The organism is Aquipseudomonas ullengensis, assembly GCF_014174475.1.
Lineage (GTDB): Bacteria > Pseudomonadota > Gammaproteobacteria > Pseudomonadales > Pseudomonadaceae > Aquipseudomonas > Aquipseudomonas ullengensis.
In genome coordinates this window covers 501,855-518,969 of sequence record NZ_JACJUD010000003.1, presented here as the reverse complement: position 1 = coordinate 518,969, position 17,115 = coordinate 501,855, and the positions used below count along the sequence as shown (strand labels likewise).

Sequence of the window (17,115 nt, the reverse complement as noted above, 5' to 3'; positions counted from 1 at the left end):
AGACGCGCCGCCAGCGGCTACGCTGAACCTTATGGGTGCCACAAGCATCCACCGTTTGGGCACGCACTGCCCAGCGAGCCACTCGCCCACCATCACTGGGCATACAGAGGTGTTTATGAAGATCCGCGAGCTTGTCCGCCATTGGGAGCAGAACGCCAAGGGTCGCCTGACCCGCAGCGAATACAGCATCAACCTCGACCTGGAAGCCGCCGCGCGCCTGGCCGCGCTGGCCGAGATGTACCCCAAGCGGCGCACCGAGGAGATACTCGGCGAGTTGATCGGCGCCGCCCTGGAAGAACTCGAAGCCAGCCTGCCCTACGTGAAGGGCAGCACGGTGGTAGCCACCGATGAACAGGGCGACCCGCTGTACGAGGACATCGGCCCGACGCCACGCTTCCTTGCCCTGTCGCGCAAGTACCTGCAGCAGCTCAGCGTGCAGCACGACGGCACCAAGCACTGACGCTCCGCACGTCACAGCAGCCCCCGCAACTGGGGGCATTTTTTTGCCCGCGCCCAGCCACGCCAAGCGCCGCGCAAAAATTCCCTGAACATTCCGCAAACCCCTTCGGTCACACCTAGCAAGCAGGCTAAATCGATCAACATCGGCCAATGCCGGCCTTCTTCGGCAAATTCCGAGTAAACGAAGGATCGATACGCTGCGGATATCCACCGAATGGAGCTGCACATCATGAACACAAGCCATGTTGTAACCCTGCCGAAAACCCTGCTCGCGGCCCTGACGTTGAGCGGCTGCGCCGTGCTGGCCGGCTGCGCCGGTACGCCGCCGACCGAGCAGTTCGCCGTAACCAATACCGTGGTGAAAAGCGCGGTGGCCGCAGGTGGCCCGGAGTTCGCTCCGGCGGAAATGAAGTCGGCGCAGGACAAGCTGGCCCAGGCGGAAACCCTGCTGCAAGAGCAGCGCTACGACGAAGCCCGACGCCTGGCCGAACAGGCTGAGTGGGACGCACGCGTCGCCGAACGCAAGAGCCAGGCGAGCAAAGCGCAGAAGACCCTGCAGGACTCCCAGCAAGGAGTGCAGCAGATCCGTGAGGAAGGCATGCGCGCGCCGATAATCGTGCAGTAACGCCCAGCCCGCCGACCCACAACGAGAAGGATGACCCTCATGAACAAGCTGATCACGCTTTCCACCCTGTCCGTGCTGAGCGCTGCCCTTATCGCCTGCGCCAGCCAGCCCAACCCCAACCTGGAGACGGCCCGCAGCAACTACGCCGAGTTGCAGGCCGAACCACAGGCCAACAGCCTGGCTGCGGTGGAAACCAAGGAAGCCGGCGACATGCTCAACCGCACACAGACGGCCTATGACAACGACCTGCCTGTGGCGGAAGTCGACCATCTGGCCTACATCACCAACCAGCGTGTCGAAGTGGCCCGCCAGACCGTCCAGCAGAAGGCTGCGGAAGACGCGCTGGAAAAGGCCCCGGCGCAGCGCACCCAAGCTCAGCTGGATGCCCGCAACCAGCAGGTCAACGTGCTGCTGCAACAGCTGCAGGCCAAGCCGACCGAGCGCGGCACGGTCATCACCCTGGGTGACGTGCTGTTCGCCATCGACCGCGCGGAGCTGACCGCGAACGGCAAGCAGAACGTGCAGCAACTGGGTAACTACCTGCTGCAGAACCCGGATCGCCAGGTGGTGGTGGAAGGCTTCACCGACAGCACCGGCACCGCCGACCACAACCTGCGCCTGTCGCAGGCCCGTGCCGACTCGGTGCGCAGCGCCCTGGTGGCCATGGGTGTCGACCCGCGCCGGGTGACCACACACGGCTTCGGCAAGGACTATCCGGTGGCCAGCAACGCCAGCGCCGATACCCGCACGCTGAACCGTCGCGTCGAGGTCACCATTGCCAATGGCCCAGGCCCGGTAGCGCCCCGCGTGCTGTAACCCGCCGGTATGAAAAAGCCCGCTGCAAGGCGGGCTTTTTCATGGGCGGGAGAAAACCGCTTACTGGGCCGACGGCGAAGCAGGCGGCGCCTCGGGATTGATGCAGCGCACGGCCTGCTTGTGGTCGTCCACCAGTACCCCGGACAGGCCCTTCTGCTGGGTGTCGAACAGCACCAGCACGCCATCCAGGCATTGTGCGATCTGGTCCGCCGGCTTCACCGAGATCTTGTAGTCCTGCCCCGGCAGGGTCTTGAGCATGGTGAACTCGGCCAGCAGCAGGGCATCCTCTTCCTTGGCGAAATGCACGTAGCCATAGAAGGAAAGGATCGCCACGGTCGCCACGATACTGACGATACCGGTGAGGATCATGGGGATGAGGTTTTTCTGTTCACTCATGGCGTTCTTCACTATTCAAGGCGATGGACATGTCGCCTGCGCCACGCGCAGGCCGGGCGCGCAGTTTACGTGTTGAAGCCGCGTCTGCCGAGGGGCGCTATTGCGGACTGTCCGGGGCGGGCACTTCGGCCAGCCGGCGCAAGCCGACGAAACCGCTGGGGTCTTCCAGGTAAAGCAGCAGCACTTTGCGCCAGGTCGGGTCATTGAAGGTCTGCACATGGCCGCCGCGGGTCGGTTGCAACACCCGTGGCGCCGGCGCGGCCTGATACAGGCGCACACCATTGGCCAGCGGCACCACCTCGTCATCCAGGCTGTGGTAGATCAGCTTGGGCAAGCCCGTAAGTTGCGGCATGGCATGGATCGCACTGTCGCCATCGGGCACCAGCCACGACAGCGGCACCTGCAGCGGCCAGGTCAGCCAGGCATTGTTGAGGGTGAACCGGGCGATATCGCGGTAGCTGGCCGGCACTCCGTCCAGCACCAGGGCCTTGAGCTGCCCGCGCTGGGCCGGATGCTCCGCCAGGTAATGCACCGCCAGGGCTCCGCCGAGACTCTGACCGAGCAGCACCAGGGGTTTGCCCTGCACCTCCGGCGCCTGTTGCAGCCAGGCGAAGGCCGCGTCGATATCCTGGTACACCGCCGGCAGGCTGGGCGAGCCCTGCGACAAACCGTAGCCACGATAGTCCAGCATCAGCACCTGATAGCCCTGCTCCGGCAACCAGTAGCTGCCGCCCAGGTGCCAGGCCAGGTTGCCGCCGTTGCCGTGCAGGTGCAGCACGGTGCCCTTCACCGTCACCCCGGGCTTGGCCGGCAGCCACCAGGCATGCAGACGGGTACCGTCGGCGGCAGTCAGTTCGATATCGCGATAGGCCAGGTCAGCCTTGGCCGGGGTGATCGGCAGGCCCGCCTGCGGGTAGAACAGCAGCGAGCTGCAGCCGCTCAATAGCAGACCGAACAACACGGGCAGCAGTGCTCTCATCACCCTCATCACTCCTTTATTACTGGGGCACGACTACTTGCCGCCTGCGCGCACTTCCTCGCGGGCCCGGAACGTCGCGTCATAGATGCGCTCGGCCAGGCGCGAGAACGGCAGGCTCTGAATCCACACCGTGCCGGTGCCCTTGAGGGTGGCCAAGAGAATGCCTTCGCCACCGAACAGCATGCTCTTCAGCCCGCCAGCCAGAGCGATGTCGTAATCGATACCCGTGGTGAAAGCCACCAGGCAACCGGTGTCCAGGCGCAGGGTTTCGTTGTTGAGTTCCTTGCGGATCACCGTGCCGCCAGCATGCACGAAGGCCAGGCCGTCGCCCTTGAGCTTCTGCAGGATGAAGCCCTCTCCACCGAAAAAGCCGGCGCCCAGGCGCTTGTTGAAGCTGATGCCGATCTGCGTGCCGTAGGCCGCGCATAGAAAGGCATCCTTCTGGCAGATCAGCCGCCCACCCACCTGGCCCAACTCGATCGGCACCACGGTGCCCGGATAAGGCGCGGCGAAACCGACGCGGTGCTGGGCTTTGCCAGCATTGGAGAAGTGCGTCATGAACAGCGATTCGCCAGTCAGCAGACGCTTGCCGGCGCCCCAGAGCTTGCCCAGCATGCCGCTGGCCGAGCCATCACCCATGCGGGTTTCGAAGCGGATGCCCTCGGTCATGTAGTTCATCACCCCGGCTTCGGCGATCACCGTTTCGCCAGGGTCGAGAATGATCTCCACGCTCTGAGCCGATGTACCGAGGATTTCGTAATCGAGGGTGTGACTGGGCATGCAGGGCTCCACAACGTGCGAGGAACAACCTGTAGGAGCCAGCTTGCTGGCGATCCGTTCACTCGAGAACCAGATGATCGCCAGCAAGCTGGCTCCTACAGATGACGCGACAGGCGCATCACAGGATGTTGGCGTAGTCCGCTTCGATGCGATCCAGGCTCAGGTGATTGAGGAAGTTGGAGAAGCACATCCAGGCCGACAGCGCGTTGAGGTCGCGGAACTGCGGCGGCAGGTACTTGGGTGGCGCCACCAGGCCTTCGTCCACCAGTTGGCGCAAGGTGCGCATGTCTTCCAGGGTGGTCTTGCCGCAGAACAGCAGCGGAATCTGCTCCAGCTTGCCTTTGCGTACCGCCAACTGGATGTAGTTGTAGATCAGGATGAAGCCCTTCAGGTAGGACAGGTCCTTGGTGAACGGCAGGCCGGTCGGGGTCGAGCCACGGAAGGCGCGACTGGCGTTGCCGTAGCTCTCTTCCAGGGTAAAGCCCTGCTCGCGGTAGAACTCGTAGACCTGCAGGAAGTCGGCGCCCTCCTCGGCCATGTGGATGGCGCGGGTGCGGTTGGTCAGCTTGCGCAGGCGGGTCGGGTAGGAGGCGAATGCGATCACCTCCATGAGGATCGCCAGGCCTTCCTGGGTCACCGTCGACGAGGGCGGACCCTTGGCCAGGAAGGTGCAGATCGGCTGGCTCAGGCCATTCAGCGTGGTACCGACATGCACCAGACCCTCGTGTACCTCCAGGGCACGCACATCGCGCTCGTTGAACAGCGCGTCGGCACGCACCTTGATGTAGTCGGCGCCAGCGGCGGCGTCGGCGACGATGCCGTCGGACTCGAATACGCGAATGGTGTCGTCACCGAATACCCGCGCCAGGCGCTCCTGCAGCATGCCCACGGCATCCTTGGCGGTCAGCGTCTTCGGCTCGTCCTCCAGGTCGCCCCGGGCGGCGATGTTGTTCAGGTAGTCGGAGAGCATCAGGCCGAGGTCGGCCAGGGTCGGGTCGCCGGCATGGAAGGCGTCCGAGGCGGCGCCATAGAGCTCTTGGGAAATCAGGCCGAAATCCGCCGTGCCGCGTGCTTCGAGCATGCGGATGACCATGCGGTATTCCTTGCACATGCGCCGCATGATCTGCCCGACCGGGTTGAACTGGCCCAGCTGACGGGTGATGTCGCGCTCGATGTTCTGGAATTCCAGCTTCTTCGCCGTCGAATCGAAACTCAGCGGGCGGCTGTCGTAGTAGCTGCGATCAACCGCCGGCATTTCCTTGCCCTTGGCCTTGATGAAGCCCTGGCGGATGTTGTCGTCCCACTTGATTGCGTCGAGCACGCGGATCGGCGTCTGCGCCTCGACCAGGCGGCTGGACAGGGTGCGGATGGTGTTGTGGTATTCGTTTTCCGTGGTACTTCTGGCCATGCCGGCTCCGTCATTCAGCGCTGCGTTGGTAGCGCGCCACTTCGACGAACACGTCGGAGTTGGCCTGGTCGTCCAGGTAGGCAAACACTTTTTCCAGCGGGCTGGTGACCAGCACGGCCTCGCCTTCAGGGGTTTCCACCGGTTGGCCCTGCAGCACCTCGCCGTCAACTTCCTGGAGGATGCGCTCGACGTCGAGGTTGTAGATCACCAGCTCGTTGCCCGTGGTCAGCTCGAAGCCGGCAATAGCGAAATTGGCGCCCAGGCGCTTGGGCAGGCCGGCCGAGACATACCAGCGACGGCCATGGTGGGCGACGGTGAAGCCGTACTCCTGGATGTCCTTCAGCTCTTCCTCGCTGCCACCCCAGGCGCGCGCCTTGTAGACATTGGAGCCGGCACGGCTGACTGACAGGTATTGATGGTCGCCCCACTCGTCCTGGCGCTCCCACTCGCCGAGCAGCGGCATGGGCGCCGCCTCGTTGGCCGGAATGGGATCTTTGAAGGTGACCAGGCAACCGTTCAGCAACAGGCAGAACAAGGCGGCAACCGCAACGCGCCAGGCTTTCATTACGCACTCCTTGTGAGATTCGAACAGTCGCCAGAGGCAAAAGCAAAAGACCCCGCAGAAGCGGGGCCGGCCCCGATCGTAGGCGCTTTTTCTTACGCCCTGATGACCAGATCGAGGAAGCGCTGCAGTACCGCGCGCTGGCCCTCTATATCCAGGTTTTCCACCCCGTCGACAAGGGCATGATATTCCATCCGCAAAACAAGCGTAGTCAACACCTGCGCATCCTCGACCGGCGCGGCAGAACCCAACGCCCGCAAGGCCAGCTCAGCAAACTGGTAACGCAACTGCTGGTGGGACAACGCCAGCGGGGTCAGGGTCGGATTGGTCAGGGCTTCCTGGCGAAACGCCAGCTCGACGAGCAATTCGGCATTGCCTTCACGCGCCTTGGCTTCGACATGCGCAACCATCAGGGCGATCACCCGCTCGGCCATCTGCCGGCGCACCTGCGGGTCGCTCGCCACCGGCTCGACCAGGCGCTGGAAATCGCGGGCCACATCGGCCCAGAGCAGCGACAGGCTGGCCGAACTGCGCTCGACGAACAGCACGAAGCTGTCGGTGATCAGGTCCCGGATATCCTTGAAATAGTAGGTGGTGGCGGACAATGGCACGCCAGCCTCGGCCGCCACCGCGCGGTGGCGCACGCCGCGCAGACCGTCACGCACGATGATGCGCAACGTGGCATCGAGAATGGCCAGGCGGCGTTGCTCGCTACCCTGGCGACTGGTTTTGCGGCCCTGGTACTGGACACTATCTGCGAGCTCGCCGGCCAACTTGGCCGGGCACTCGAAGGCGGCGCTGAGCGTCACTGCTGATTAACCCCCACAAATCGCGGACAAAAAACAGGGCCTGCCCATGGGCAGACCCTCCTTTTTCGCCAGCCTGACACTACTAGCCATGTGCCATGCCGCGCTATCCGCACAGTGCCCGCAACGGGCACCGCAATCAAGCCTGCGGGCGCATATGCGGGAACAGAATCACATCGCGGATCGACGGCGAGTTGGTCAGCAGCATCACCAGGCGGTCGATACCGATGCCTTCACCGGCGGTCGGCGGCATGCCGTATTCCAGGGCGCGGACGAAGTCGGCGTCGTAGTGCATGGCCTCGTCGTCACCGGCATCCTTGTCGGCCACCTGAGCCATGAAGCGCTCGGCCTGGTCTTCCGCGTCATTCAGCTCGGAATAGGCGTTGGCGATCTCGCGGCCACCGATGAACAGCTCGAAGCGGTCGGTGACGCTCGGATCATCGTCGCTGCGACGGGCCAGCGGCGAGACTTCGAACGGGTAGCGGGTGATGAAGTGCGGCTGCTCCAGCTTATGCTCGACCAGCTCTTCGAAAATCATCACCTGCAGCTTGCCCAGACCCTCGAAGCCCAGCACCTTGGCGCCGGCTTTCTTGGCGATGGCGCGAGCCTTGTCGATGTCGGTCAGGTCGGCGGCGGTCAGCTCAGGGTTGTACTTGAGGATCGAGTCGAACACCGACAGGCGCACGAACGGCTCGCCGAAGTGGAACACCTTGTCGCCGTACGGCACGTCGGTGCTGCCGAGAACCAGCTGGGCCAGCTCGCGGAACAGCTCCTCGGTCAGGTCCATGTTGTCTTCGTAGTCGGCGTAGGCCTGGTAGAACTCGAGCATGGTGAACTCGGGGTTGTGCCGGGTCGAGACGCCTTCGTTACGGAAGTTGCGGTTGATCTCGAAGACCTTCTCGAAGCCACCAACCACCAGGCGCTTGAGGTACAGCTCCGGGGCGATGCGCAGGAACATTTCCATGTCCAGGGCGTTGTGGTGGGTTTCGAACGGCTTGGCCGCGGCGCCGCCGGGAATGGTCTGCAGCATCGGCGTTTCCACTTCGAGGAAGTCGCGCTGCATCAGGAAGCTGCGGATGTGCGCAATCACTTGCGAACGCACGCGGAAGGTCTGGCGCACGTCTTCGTTGACGATCAGGTCGACGTAGCGCTGGCGGTAGCGCTGCTCGGTGTCGGACAGGCCGTGGTGCTTGTCCGGCAGCGGGCGCAGCGACTTGGTCAGCAGGCGCACATTGGTCATCTCGACGTACAGGTCGCCTTTGCCGGAACGCGCCAGGGTGCCTTCGGCAGAGATGATGTCGCCCATGTCCCAGGTTTTCACCGCGGCCAGGGTTTCTTCGGACAGGGTCTTGCGGTTGACGTAGACCTGGATGCGCCCGGTCATATCCTGGATCACCATGAACGAGCCACGGTTGAGCATGATGCGCCCGGCAACCTTGACCGCAATGGCAGCGGCTTCCAGCTCTTCCTTGCTCTTGTCGACGTACTGTTTCTGCAGATCAGCGCAGTAGTTGTCGCGGCGGAAGTCATTGGGGAAGGCGTTGCCCTGCTCACGGATGGCAGCAAGCTTCTCTTTGCGCTGGGCAATCAGCTTGTTTTCTTCCTGTTGCAGTTCGTGTTGGTCGAGTTGTTGGTCGCTCATGATCTTGGTGGTTCCTGGTTAGGCTCTTGCCTGGGTGGAAACGGTTTACTTAACAGGGGGTGTAAAGCGTAGCGAGCGCAGGTCAGGCAAGGCGGAAGATGGCGAGGACGCGGAGTTTACGAGTGTAAATGAGCAGTCCGAGCCATCTTCCAACGCCGCCTGGCCAAGCGCAGTAGCTTTACAGCCCCTGTTTGAGGCTGGCTTCGAGGTATTCGTCTATATCGCCGTCGAGCACCTTGTCGCAGTCGCTGCGTTCGATGTTGGTGCGCAGATCCTTGATCCGCGAGGCATCGAGTACGTAGGAGCGGATCTGGTGGCCCCAGCCGATATCCGACTTGGTCTCTTCCAGCGCCTGGGATGCCGCGTTGCGCTTCTGCACTTCCTGTTCGTACAGGCGGGCACGCAGCATCTTCATCGCGGTGTCTTTGTTGGCGTGCTGCGAGCGTTCGTTCTGGCACGCCACCACGGTGTTGGTCGGTACGTGGGTGATACGTACTGCCGAGTCGGTGGTGTTGACGTGCTGACCACCGGCGCCCGAGGAGCGGTAGGTGTCGATGCGCAGGTCGGCCGGGTTGATCTCGATCTCGATGTTGTCATCGATTTCCGGCGAGACGAACACCGCAGAGAACGAGGTGTGGCGACGGTTGCCGGAGTCGAACGGGCTCTTGCGCACCAGGCGGTGTACACCAATCTCGGTACGCAGCCAGCCGAAGGCGTATTCGCCCTTGATGTGCACGGTGGCGCCCTTGATCCCGGCGACTTCGCCGGCGGACAGCTCGACGATCTCGGCGGAGAAGCCGCGCTTGTCGGCCCAGCGCAGGTACATGCGCAGCAGGATGTTGGCCCAGTCCTGCGCCTCGGTGCCGCCGGAACCGGCCTGGATATCGAGGTAAGCGTTGTTCATGTCCATCTCGCCGCTGAACATGCGGCGGAACTCCAGCTTCTCGAGGATGCCGCGCAGGCGTTCGACTTCGCTGACGATGTCGCTCACCGCGCCTTCGTCGTTCTCTTCGGCGGCCATGTCGAGCAGGTCGCGCGAGTCGGCGAGGCTGCTGTGCAGGTCATCCAGGGTGTCGACGATCAGTGCCAGGGCGGCGCGTTCGCGGCCCAGGTTCTGTGCGTATTCGGGGTTGTTCCAGACGTTCGGGTCTTCGAGTTCGCGGTTTACTTCGACGAGACGATCATGTTTGTGATCGTAGTCAAAGATACCCCCGAATGGTCTGGGTCCGCTCGGACAGGTCCTTGATGCTGTTGAGGATCGGGTTGATTTCCATGATGGGCAGCACTCGCAGGCGTAATTAAGGTTGCAGCGGCATGGCGCGGCCCGGCGTGCTGGCCAGGACGGCCGCAGACCGGACACGGCGGCAGGCCGTGACCTCGAAGGTTCTGAAAAGCCCGCGAGTATACCCGAGTCCCGCTCCAGCGGGCAGCCCGCGGGCGCGCCAGGAACCACCCGGGCAGACCGACGGGGCCGGGCCTGCGCTCAAAACCTCAGGCTGAGCCGACCAGCCAGGCTGTTGTCGCGGGCATCTTCGGCGTACTGGCCGGCGTAGGTCAGCCCCAGGTACAGATCCTGCGACAGTTCATAGTCCAGCCCCAGGTCGAGGCGCAGGTTGTCGCGCTCGAACTCACGCCCCTCCAGCGCCTCGGAAATACCACTGCTCAGGCGCACGGCCGTGCCACGCATCTGCGCGTCGACGAAACCATGCCGACCCGCCAGGCTCGCGCGGCCAACCAGCTTGCGCTGCGCCACCTGCCAGGAGGTTGCCGCGCGCCAGCCGAGGGTCAGGTAGCTGCCGTCCTGCGCCTCGCTCTGCAGGCGCAGCGCCTGGTCGCCGCCGTGCTCGCGCAGGTGATCGGCATCCAGCTGCACATAGGCCAGGCCGGCGAAAGGCTCCAGGCTGAAGTCGCGAAAATCCAGGGAGTAGCTGGCCTCGCCGAACAGCTGGGCGCTGCCGGCGCGGCTGTCGGCATGCAGTGACTGTCCGGCGCGGTGGCGCTCGCTGTGCAGCTCGTGCCAGCTGTAGGTTGCACCCAGCTTGAAACCGAGCTGGTAGAAGCGCGTCGCCGCATAACCGCCCAGGTGATAGCTGTCGACATCACTGTCACCGCCCTGCTCCGCCTGCAACTCGCTGCGCCCGGCGCCGGCCAGCACACCTGCCACCCACATGCCCTGCAAGGGCCGGTCGAGGCCGACCAGCAGCCCACCACTGCGCCGCTCCAGACGCGGTGAGCCGCTGCCAGCGTCCCACGAACCATAACCGCCATAGGCGCGCGCCCAGCTCTGCCATTGCCCGGGCTGCGCCGCACGCTCGCGGAAGGCGAAACGGATCTGCTGCAGGCGATCCAGCGCCGCCTCGCGCGGCAGGCGAGTGTCTTCCAGCAGCAGGCTGCGCTGGTCGAGCGGCAGGCTGGCGTCCGCCACGCAGAAGCCTGAAGTGAGGCCCCCGAATAACGCCAGCAGTGCTGCGTTTGTGCCTTTCATGTCGATCCGCTCTGGTTGAGTCCAGGCAGATTCTATACCCGCACGCCCACCGCAAACTTACAGAGCCTGAGCGATCGTCACCGCCCGCCAGGGCCCGGGCGAGCGCCCTGCCAGTGCGGACCAGTACCAGGCAGAGTTGTCGCTGAACGACTGGCCGGCGGCATCCTCGATGTACTCGCACACCTGCAGATCCTGACCCGCACGGCTGGCGACGAAACAGCGCTGTAGCCCGGCCCGCTCCGGGCGGCGCTGCAGGCTGATGGCCTGGATGCGATAACCCAGTCCGCGGTAGCAATCTGCCGCCGGGTGCAGCTTGCGCGTCGCGCGGGTGACATGGCGCAGGGTGATCACCTGGCGGTCGGCACTGAAACGGGCAATCGCCCCGGGAAACTGCTCGGCAAAGCGCTGCTCCACCGCCGACAGCGCCAGCGGTTGCAGCGACACACCGGCAAACTGCTGCGGCCACTCGACGAAGCCGGTGCTGCGCGTCGCCGCCGCAGGCTGCGCAACCAGCCACGGGCTGCCCGCCAGCAGCAGGAATGCCAACACCAGCCCGGCCTGTACAGGCTGCGCCACGGACGGTTCAACCCGGACAACAGGTGCAGTACGCCGCTCAGGCTCGGCGGCCGCCGCCACATAGCGCAGCACCAGGGCGCAGACGGCGACAAACACCAGCAGGCCGATCCCTTCGTGCATCCACCCGGGCAAGCCCAGACGCCCGGTTTCCTGCAGCACCAGCAGGCTGTTGCGCAGAATGTTGCCACCCAGCACCAGCACGCCCAGCAGCGGGATGCGCCGCAGCAGGCGGCGATCCGTCAGACGCAGCCAGGCCGCCGTGGCGAAAGCGGTGAAGTAGGCGACCCAGGCCATCTGAATGCCCGAACACGGCGCATCGACCATCACCAATTGCCCGGCCACATCCAGCGCACTGCCCTGGCGCGATACCGCCAGGCCTCCGGCACGCAGCAGCCAGGCACTGGCCTCGGCCGTTAGCAGACGCAAGGGATAACCGGCGAAGAACTGCAGCGACGACAGGATCGGCAAGGCCAGCAAACCCAGCCCCAGCCAGGCCAACAGCGCTTGGCCCGGCACCCGCACGGCGAGGATCGCGGCGAACAGTGCCAGCACCGCCAGCACCGAACGCAGCAGGGGCGGCAACCAGGCCTGACTGAGCAGCGCAGCAACCGTCAGCAGCAACGCCAGGCCCAGCCAGGGTAGGCGCGGTACGGCGCGCAACTGGCGCCGCTCGCGCCACAGCATCAGCAGTAGGGTCGCCAGGGCGACCAGGCCGAACGGGTCGTCCGAACCATCGCTCATCCGCCGCAGGCTCCATTGCCACAGCGGCCACAGGGCCAGCGTCGGCAACAGCAGCCATGCCCAGCCCGGCAGAGCCACCCGGTGTAGCTGCTTCACACCTGGCGCTCCAACTGGCGAGTACGCTGGCGCAGCAGCCAGCCCATGCCCAGAGCGGCGATCAACAGCATGGCCCAGGCGCTCGGCTCCGGCGTGCTCGGCACGAAGGTGCCAATCGACTGGTTGCCCACGCCTTGCGGCAACGGCAGCGGCTGCTTGACCTCAGAGCTCTGCGCCGGATCGGGGTTGCGCACCTGCTCATCGATGGCGATGAACGAGGTGTAGGCAGTCAGCAGGCTGTACTTCAGGCCCAGGTCGAGAATCGCCTGGCTGTAGCTGTAGTCGCCGCCCAAGGTTTCCTCGTCGGTCAGCGTCGCCACCTTATGACGCGCCCACAAATAGGCCAGCGCGCGGTTCTCTTCCTGCGCCTCGGTCGGAACGATCGGCACCTCGACCTGATACGGCCCACTGGCGCTACGCCCAGTCACCCGCATGCTGCCAGCCGCCTCGCCGCGCCACTTGCCGAACACCACCAGCGGGCGCTGGGCGAACAGGTCCGGCAGCTGCGGCGGCTCCACGTCATACACCTCCACCCCGCTGAAACTGACCTGCGGGTTGGCCAGCAGCGGCGCATCGATCATCTGGCGGAAGCGCTCAGCCTGCTCGTCGGCCGATTCGGCATTGAGCACCACGAAAGGCTCGCCCTGCCCGGCCCGCGCCAGGCCCTCGATCAGCAGGCGGTTGACCGAGCTGCCGATACCGAAGGCGAACAGGTTGGCCTTGTCCAGGTTGTTGCGTACCAGGGCGAAGGCCTCGCGCTCCACCGTCACATAGCCATCGGTGACCACGATAAAACTGCGCGCCCGCTCCGCATCGCTTGGCGTCGCCAGGGCCTGGCGCAGCGCCGGCAGCAGCTCGGTACCACCGCTGCCCATCTGCGTATCGAGCATGGCCAGCGCCTGCTCGATGTTCTGCGGCGTGGCCGCCTGCGACTGCGGCGCGAGCAGGGTGCTGCTGCCGGAAAACAGCAGCACGTTGAAGGTATCGACCGGGCGCAGGCGGCCGATCAGCTTCTGCAGCAGGCGCTTGGCGGTATCCAGCGGGAAGCCGTGCATCGAGCCGGAGATATCCACTACGAAGATGTATTCGCGCGGCACCAGCATCTCGCTGCGCACCTGTTGCGGCGGTGCGACCAGGGCCAGGAAGAAGTTTTCCTCGGCGCCCCTGGACAGCAGCACGCCACTCTCGAAGCGCTCGCTGCTGAGCTGGTAGTCGAGGACGAAGTCGCGGTTATTGCCATGCGCTTCCTGCGCGCCGAGACGCACCTGCGCCAGGTTCGGTGCGCTCTGCTGCAGTTCGATGCGATGGCTCGGCGAGGCAATCCCGCTCAGCGGCACCGGCGACTGCAGATCGACCTGCAGGCTGAAGCTGTCACGCGCCAGCTCGCCTGCCGGCAGATAGGGGGTGGAGACCCAGGGTTCGGCCTTGTGGCTCTCACTCCCCGGCTTGCCGTTGTAGCGCGGCCCAACCACGGTGGGGAACACGAAACGGTAGGTGCCGGCCTCGGGCAGCAGCAGCTCGGTGTAGCGCAGCTCCACGTCCACCACATCGCCGGGCAGGATGTTGGCGACGTTCATCTGGAACACGTTCTCGCGCTGCTGCTCCAGCAACGCCGCCGTCTTGCCGGCGCTCTTGGCCTGCTGGTAATCCGCCTGGGCCTTCTGTTTTTCACGGATCTGCGCGCGCAGCTCACGCTCGCCCAGGCGCACGGTCATGCCGTACACCGCCGCGCGGGTGGAGCCGGGAAATACATAGCGCGCTTCCAGCGGCCGGCTGCCCTCGTTGCGGTACTGCTGGACGATGCGCACATCGGCGATCACCCCGAGTACACGCACCTCCACCTGGGTCGACTTGAGCGGCAGGCGGTCGAGCTGCGGGTCGCTACTGTCGACTGCGAAATAGGGGCTTTCGCTGTGCGCCGTTTCCTCCATGGCGCACAGCGGTTGCGCCAGCAGCAGGGCACACAGCAGCAGAAAACGGCGGCGCAACCTCGGGCCGGCGCACGACAGATAGCGGAACATGGCAAAACTCCCTGTGACGGAACGAAAACACAGGGCTCATGCTGAGCGGGCTTTGTGGGTGCAGTTTGTAGGGTCTGTGGCGATTGTGTGGAATAGCCGATTGCAGCCCGCGACAGGTGCCAGGATCATGTTGACCAGCCCGTCGCCGCATGCCCATGCTGCCGATGCCGAATTCCCCAGGAGTTGTCGTGCCATGCCGTTTCCGCACAGCCTGCGCAGTCGTTTTGCCCTACTGATCGTCCTGCTGGTCACCCTGCTCAGTTGGCTGCTCGGCTCGTTGATCGGGCAGAACTCTAGCGAACGCATCCGCGAGGAAGTCGGCCGCGACCTGGCCGAAGTGTCGCTGCAGATGGTCGACCGCCTGGACCGCGACATGGCCAGCCGCGCCAGTTACCTGCAAGTGCTCGGCAGCCTGCGCACCCTGCGCCAGCCACAGGACAGTGCGGAAATTCGCGCCCTGCTCAACCGTTTGCAGCAAGAAATCCCCAGCATTGCCTGGATCGGCTTCACCGACCCACAAGGCAAGGTGCTGGCGTCCAGCAACAGCATTCTCGAAGGCGTCAGCCTGGCCCAGCGCCCGGTTTATATCGAAGGTATCAAGGGCCTGTTCATCGGCGACGTGCACGAGGCCGTGCTGCTGGCCAAGCTGCTGCCCAACCCCACGGGCGAGGCGATGAAGTTCGTCGATATCAGCCTGCCGATCATGGCGCCGGACGGGCAGATCGCCGGCGTGCTGGCGTCCCACCTGTCCTGGGGCTGGGCCGAAGAAGTGCGCCGCTCGCTGCTGGAACCGATCCAGGACCGGCGCAATGTCGAATTCCTCGTACTCGGCCGCGACCACACCGTGCTGCTTGGCCCCAAAGCGATGATTGGCCAGAAGCTGGAATTGTCGGCACTGCAACAAACCGCCGAAAAAGACAGCTACTGGGCCGTGCAGCAATGGCCGGACGGCAACGCCTACCTGACCGGCTTCGCCTCCAGCCAGGGCTATGGTGACTATGCCGGCCTGGGCTGGATCGTGGTCGCGCGCCAGGCGCTGGACGAGGCCTACGCCCCGGCCCGCGAGCTGATGAGCAGCACCGTGCTCTGGGGTAGCGGCCTGGCGCTGCTGTTCGCCGCCCTCGGCTGGATGTTCAGCGGCTACTTCACCCGCCCGCTGCGTGAGATCGCCCACGCCGCCGACCGCCTCAGCGCCGGCGAGATCACGGTGATCCCCGACCTGCACAGCCCCAGCGAAATCGCCATGCTCAGCCAGTCGATCCGTCACCTGGTGGAGAGCCTGACCCACCATGAAACGGCGCTCGGCATCATGGACAACAAGGCCCACAGCGACCCGCTGACCGGCCTGCCCAACCGCGCCGCGCTGGAGCGCTACCTGCCCAGCGCACAGCAATACAGCCAGGCGCACAACGGCTACCTGGCCCTGCTTTATCTCGATCTGGATGGTTTCAAACCGGTCAACGACCAGTTCGGCCATGGCGCCGGCGACCTGCTGCTCAAAGAAGTCGCCGCCCGCCTGCGCGCCTGCCTGCGTGACGGTGACCTGGTGGCGCGACTGGGTGGCGACGAATTCCTGATGATCCTGCAGGTGCCGCAACACGAGGCCCTGCAGCAGGCCCGGCAGATCGCCGAGCGGGCGCTGCACAAGCTCGCCGAACCGGCGGACCTGGACGGCCAGCTGGTGCGGATTGGTTGCAGTATTGGTGGCGCGCTCTGGCCGTTGGATCACCGCGACCTCGGCGAAGCCCTGGAGCTGGCCGACCAGGCGCTGTACCGCGCCAAGCAGGGCGGCAAGAATCGGGTGGAATTCCAGAGCCAGCAGCCGATCTGACAACCCACACGCGGGTTGCACCCGCCCTACAACCAGGCCGGCCGGGCCTCACTCGTTGGGCTTCGGCGCAGCGCACCTCAACCCAACCTGCGTTTACCTCAGGCCTTGGCCAGTTCCTGGCGCACCTGGGCTTCCAGTTCGGCCTTGAGTGCCGGCTCGAGCTTGAGCTGACGAGCCAGCTCTTCCAGATAGGCGCGCTCCATGAAGTGCTCCTCGTCGACCATCAGCACGCTGGCGATATACATCTCCGCGGCCATTTCCGGGGTGCTGGCGGCGCGCGCCACTTCGGCTGGGTCGAGCGGCTTGTTCAATTCGCCCTGCAGCCAGGTGCGCAACTCGGCATCGCCGGCGGCCAGTTGGCCCAGCTGCTCTTCGAGCAACTGCCGCTCGCGCTCGTCGACATGGCCATCAGCCTTGGCTGCCGATACCAGCGCCTTGAGGATGGCCTGGCTGTGCAGCTCGGCTTGCGGCGCGGGCAAGCGATCAACCGTCTGTGGCGGCAGCACCTGAGCGTTACCTGTCTGCTGCGAGGCCTGCCAGTTGCCGTAGGCCTTGTAGGCGATCACGCCCAGCGCGGCGAGGCCGCCGTAGGTGATGACATTGCTGCCAACCTTGCGCGCACTCTTGTTGCCCAGCAGCAGGCCCAGCGCACCAGCAGCCAGCGCACCGCCACCAGCGCCCTTGAGCAGGGTGCCGAGGTCGCCACTGGAACCGGCACCCTTGCCGCCTCCACCACCGAGCAGGCCACCCAGTGCGCCGCCCAGACCACCGGCGGACGCACCGCCTTTCTGTTGCAGTAGGTCCTGGCCGGATTTGAGCAGTTGATCGAGCAGGCCGCGGGTATTCATGGGGAGTCCTCCAGATGGAAACGGTTCCTGACAGGCGACCGATT

General features: G+C 64.9%; 16 protein-coding genes. 4 read left to right on the top strand and 12 right to left on the bottom strand.

The window, feature by feature from the left end; translation table 11 throughout:
* Window positions 1-115: 115 nt before the first annotated feature.
* The 3 genes from H3H51_RS11710 (at window position 116) to H3H51_RS11700 (ending at window position 1,900) form a co-directional block, all read left to right on the top strand.
* Window positions 116-460 carry a pilin assembly protein gene (locus H3H51_RS11710; protein WP_183089210.1) on the top strand — a complete coding sequence of 115 codons (345 nt, stop codon included), beginning with the start codon at window positions 116-118 and terminating at the stop codon, window positions 458-460.
* A 213-nt stretch (window positions 461-673) separates the two neighbouring features.
* Entirely contained in the window at window positions 674-1,084 is a 411-nt protein-coding gene (locus H3H51_RS11705; RefSeq protein ID WP_183089209.1) for a DUF4398 domain-containing protein, read from the top strand.
* Between the two features lie 39 nt (window positions 1,085-1,123).
* Window positions 1,124-1,900 (top strand): OmpA family protein, encoded by a 777-nt coding sequence (locus H3H51_RS11700; RefSeq protein WP_183089208.1) that lies wholly within the window; start codon window positions 1,124-1,126, stop codon window positions 1,898-1,900.
* A gap of 60 nt (window positions 1,901-1,960) precedes the next feature.
* Here H3H51_RS11700 and H3H51_RS11695 read toward each other — a convergent pair whose 3' ends face one another.
* The 11 genes from H3H51_RS11695 to H3H51_RS11645 all read right to left on the bottom strand — a co-directional run bounded on the left by H3H51_RS11695 (window position 1,961) and on the right by H3H51_RS11645 (window position 14,392).
* The gene (locus tag H3H51_RS11695) at window positions 1,961-2,296 is read right to left on the bottom strand and encodes a hypothetical protein (RefSeq protein ID WP_183089207.1); all 336 of its coding nucleotides are present in this window, start codon (window positions 2,294-2,296) and stop codon (window positions 1,961-1,963) included.
* A 97-nt stretch (window positions 2,297-2,393) separates the two neighbouring features.
* On the bottom strand, window positions 2,394-3,275 hold the full coding sequence (locus tag H3H51_RS11690; protein WP_183089206.1) for an alpha/beta hydrolase: 882 nt from the start codon (window positions 3,273-3,275) through the stop codon (window positions 2,394-2,396).
* A gap of 33 nt (window positions 3,276-3,308) precedes the next feature.
* Window positions 3,309-4,055 (bottom strand): TIGR00266 family protein, encoded by a 747-nt coding sequence (locus H3H51_RS11685; protein WP_183089205.1) that lies wholly within the window; start codon window positions 4,053-4,055, stop codon window positions 3,309-3,311.
* Between the two features lie 118 nt (window positions 4,056-4,173).
* Window positions 4,174-5,463 carry a flavohemoglobin expression-modulating QEGLA motif protein gene (locus tag H3H51_RS11680; protein WP_183089204.1) on the bottom strand — a complete coding sequence of 430 codons (1,290 nt, stop codon included), beginning with the start codon at window positions 5,461-5,463 and terminating at the stop codon, window positions 4,174-4,176.
* A 10-nt stretch (window positions 5,464-5,473) separates the two neighbouring features.
* Window positions 5,474-6,028 (bottom strand): hypothetical protein, encoded by a 555-nt coding sequence (locus H3H51_RS11675; protein ID WP_183089203.1) that lies wholly within the window; start codon window positions 6,026-6,028, stop codon window positions 5,474-5,476.
* A gap of 92 nt (window positions 6,029-6,120) precedes the next feature.
* Window positions 6,121-6,834: a TetR/AcrR family transcriptional regulator gene (locus H3H51_RS11670; protein ID WP_183089202.1), complete on the bottom strand. Its 714-nt coding sequence runs from the start codon at window positions 6,832-6,834 to the stop codon at window positions 6,121-6,123.
* Between the two features lie 136 nt (window positions 6,835-6,970).
* Window positions 6,971-8,473 carry a lysine--tRNA ligase gene (gene lysS, locus H3H51_RS11665; protein WP_183089201.1) on the bottom strand — a complete coding sequence of 501 codons (1,503 nt, stop codon included), beginning with the start codon at window positions 8,471-8,473 and terminating at the stop codon, window positions 6,971-6,973.
* 178 nt (window positions 8,474-8,651) lie between these two features.
* A protein-coding gene (prfB, locus tag H3H51_RS11660) for a peptide chain release factor 2 (RefSeq protein ID WP_182834046.1) occupies window positions 8,652-9,747 on the bottom strand; the annotation gives its coding sequence in 2 pieces (ribosomal slippage) (window positions 8,652-9,674 and window positions 9,676-9,747; 1,095 coding nt in all).
* Window positions 9,748-9,956: 209 nt separating this feature from the next.
* Window positions 9,957-10,958, bottom strand: a complete 1,002-nt coding sequence (locus H3H51_RS11655) for an autotransporter outer membrane beta-barrel domain-containing protein (protein ID WP_183089200.1) — start codon at window positions 10,956-10,958, stop codon at window positions 9,957-9,959.
* Between the two features lie 57 nt (window positions 10,959-11,015).
* Entirely contained in the window at window positions 11,016-12,371 is a 1,356-nt protein-coding gene (xrtQ, locus tag H3H51_RS11650) for an exosortase Q (RefSeq protein ID WP_183089199.1), read from the bottom strand.
* The gene (locus H3H51_RS11645) at window positions 12,368-14,392 is read right to left on the bottom strand and encodes a VIT and vWA domain-containing protein (RefSeq protein WP_235981347.1); all 2,025 of its coding nucleotides are present in this window, start codon (window positions 14,390-14,392) and stop codon (window positions 12,368-12,370) included. Before H3H51_RS11645 ends, xrtQ begins: the two co-directional genes overlap by 4 nt.
* A 127-nt stretch (window positions 14,393-14,519) precedes the next feature.
* On the opposite strand from H3H51_RS11645, the gene H3H51_RS11640 reads away from it, so the two are divergent.
* Window positions 14,520-16,223 (top strand): sensor domain-containing diguanylate cyclase, encoded by a 1,704-nt coding sequence (locus H3H51_RS11640; protein ID WP_235981346.1) that lies wholly within the window; start codon window positions 14,520-14,522, stop codon window positions 16,221-16,223.
* Between the two features lie 98 nt (window positions 16,224-16,321).
* On the opposite strand, the gene H3H51_RS11635 is transcribed toward H3H51_RS11640, so the two are convergent.
* Entirely contained in the window at window positions 16,322-17,071 is a 750-nt protein-coding gene (locus tag H3H51_RS11635) for a tellurite resistance TerB family protein (protein WP_183089198.1), read from the bottom strand.
* Between the last annotated feature and the right edge of the window lie 44 nt (window positions 17,072-17,115).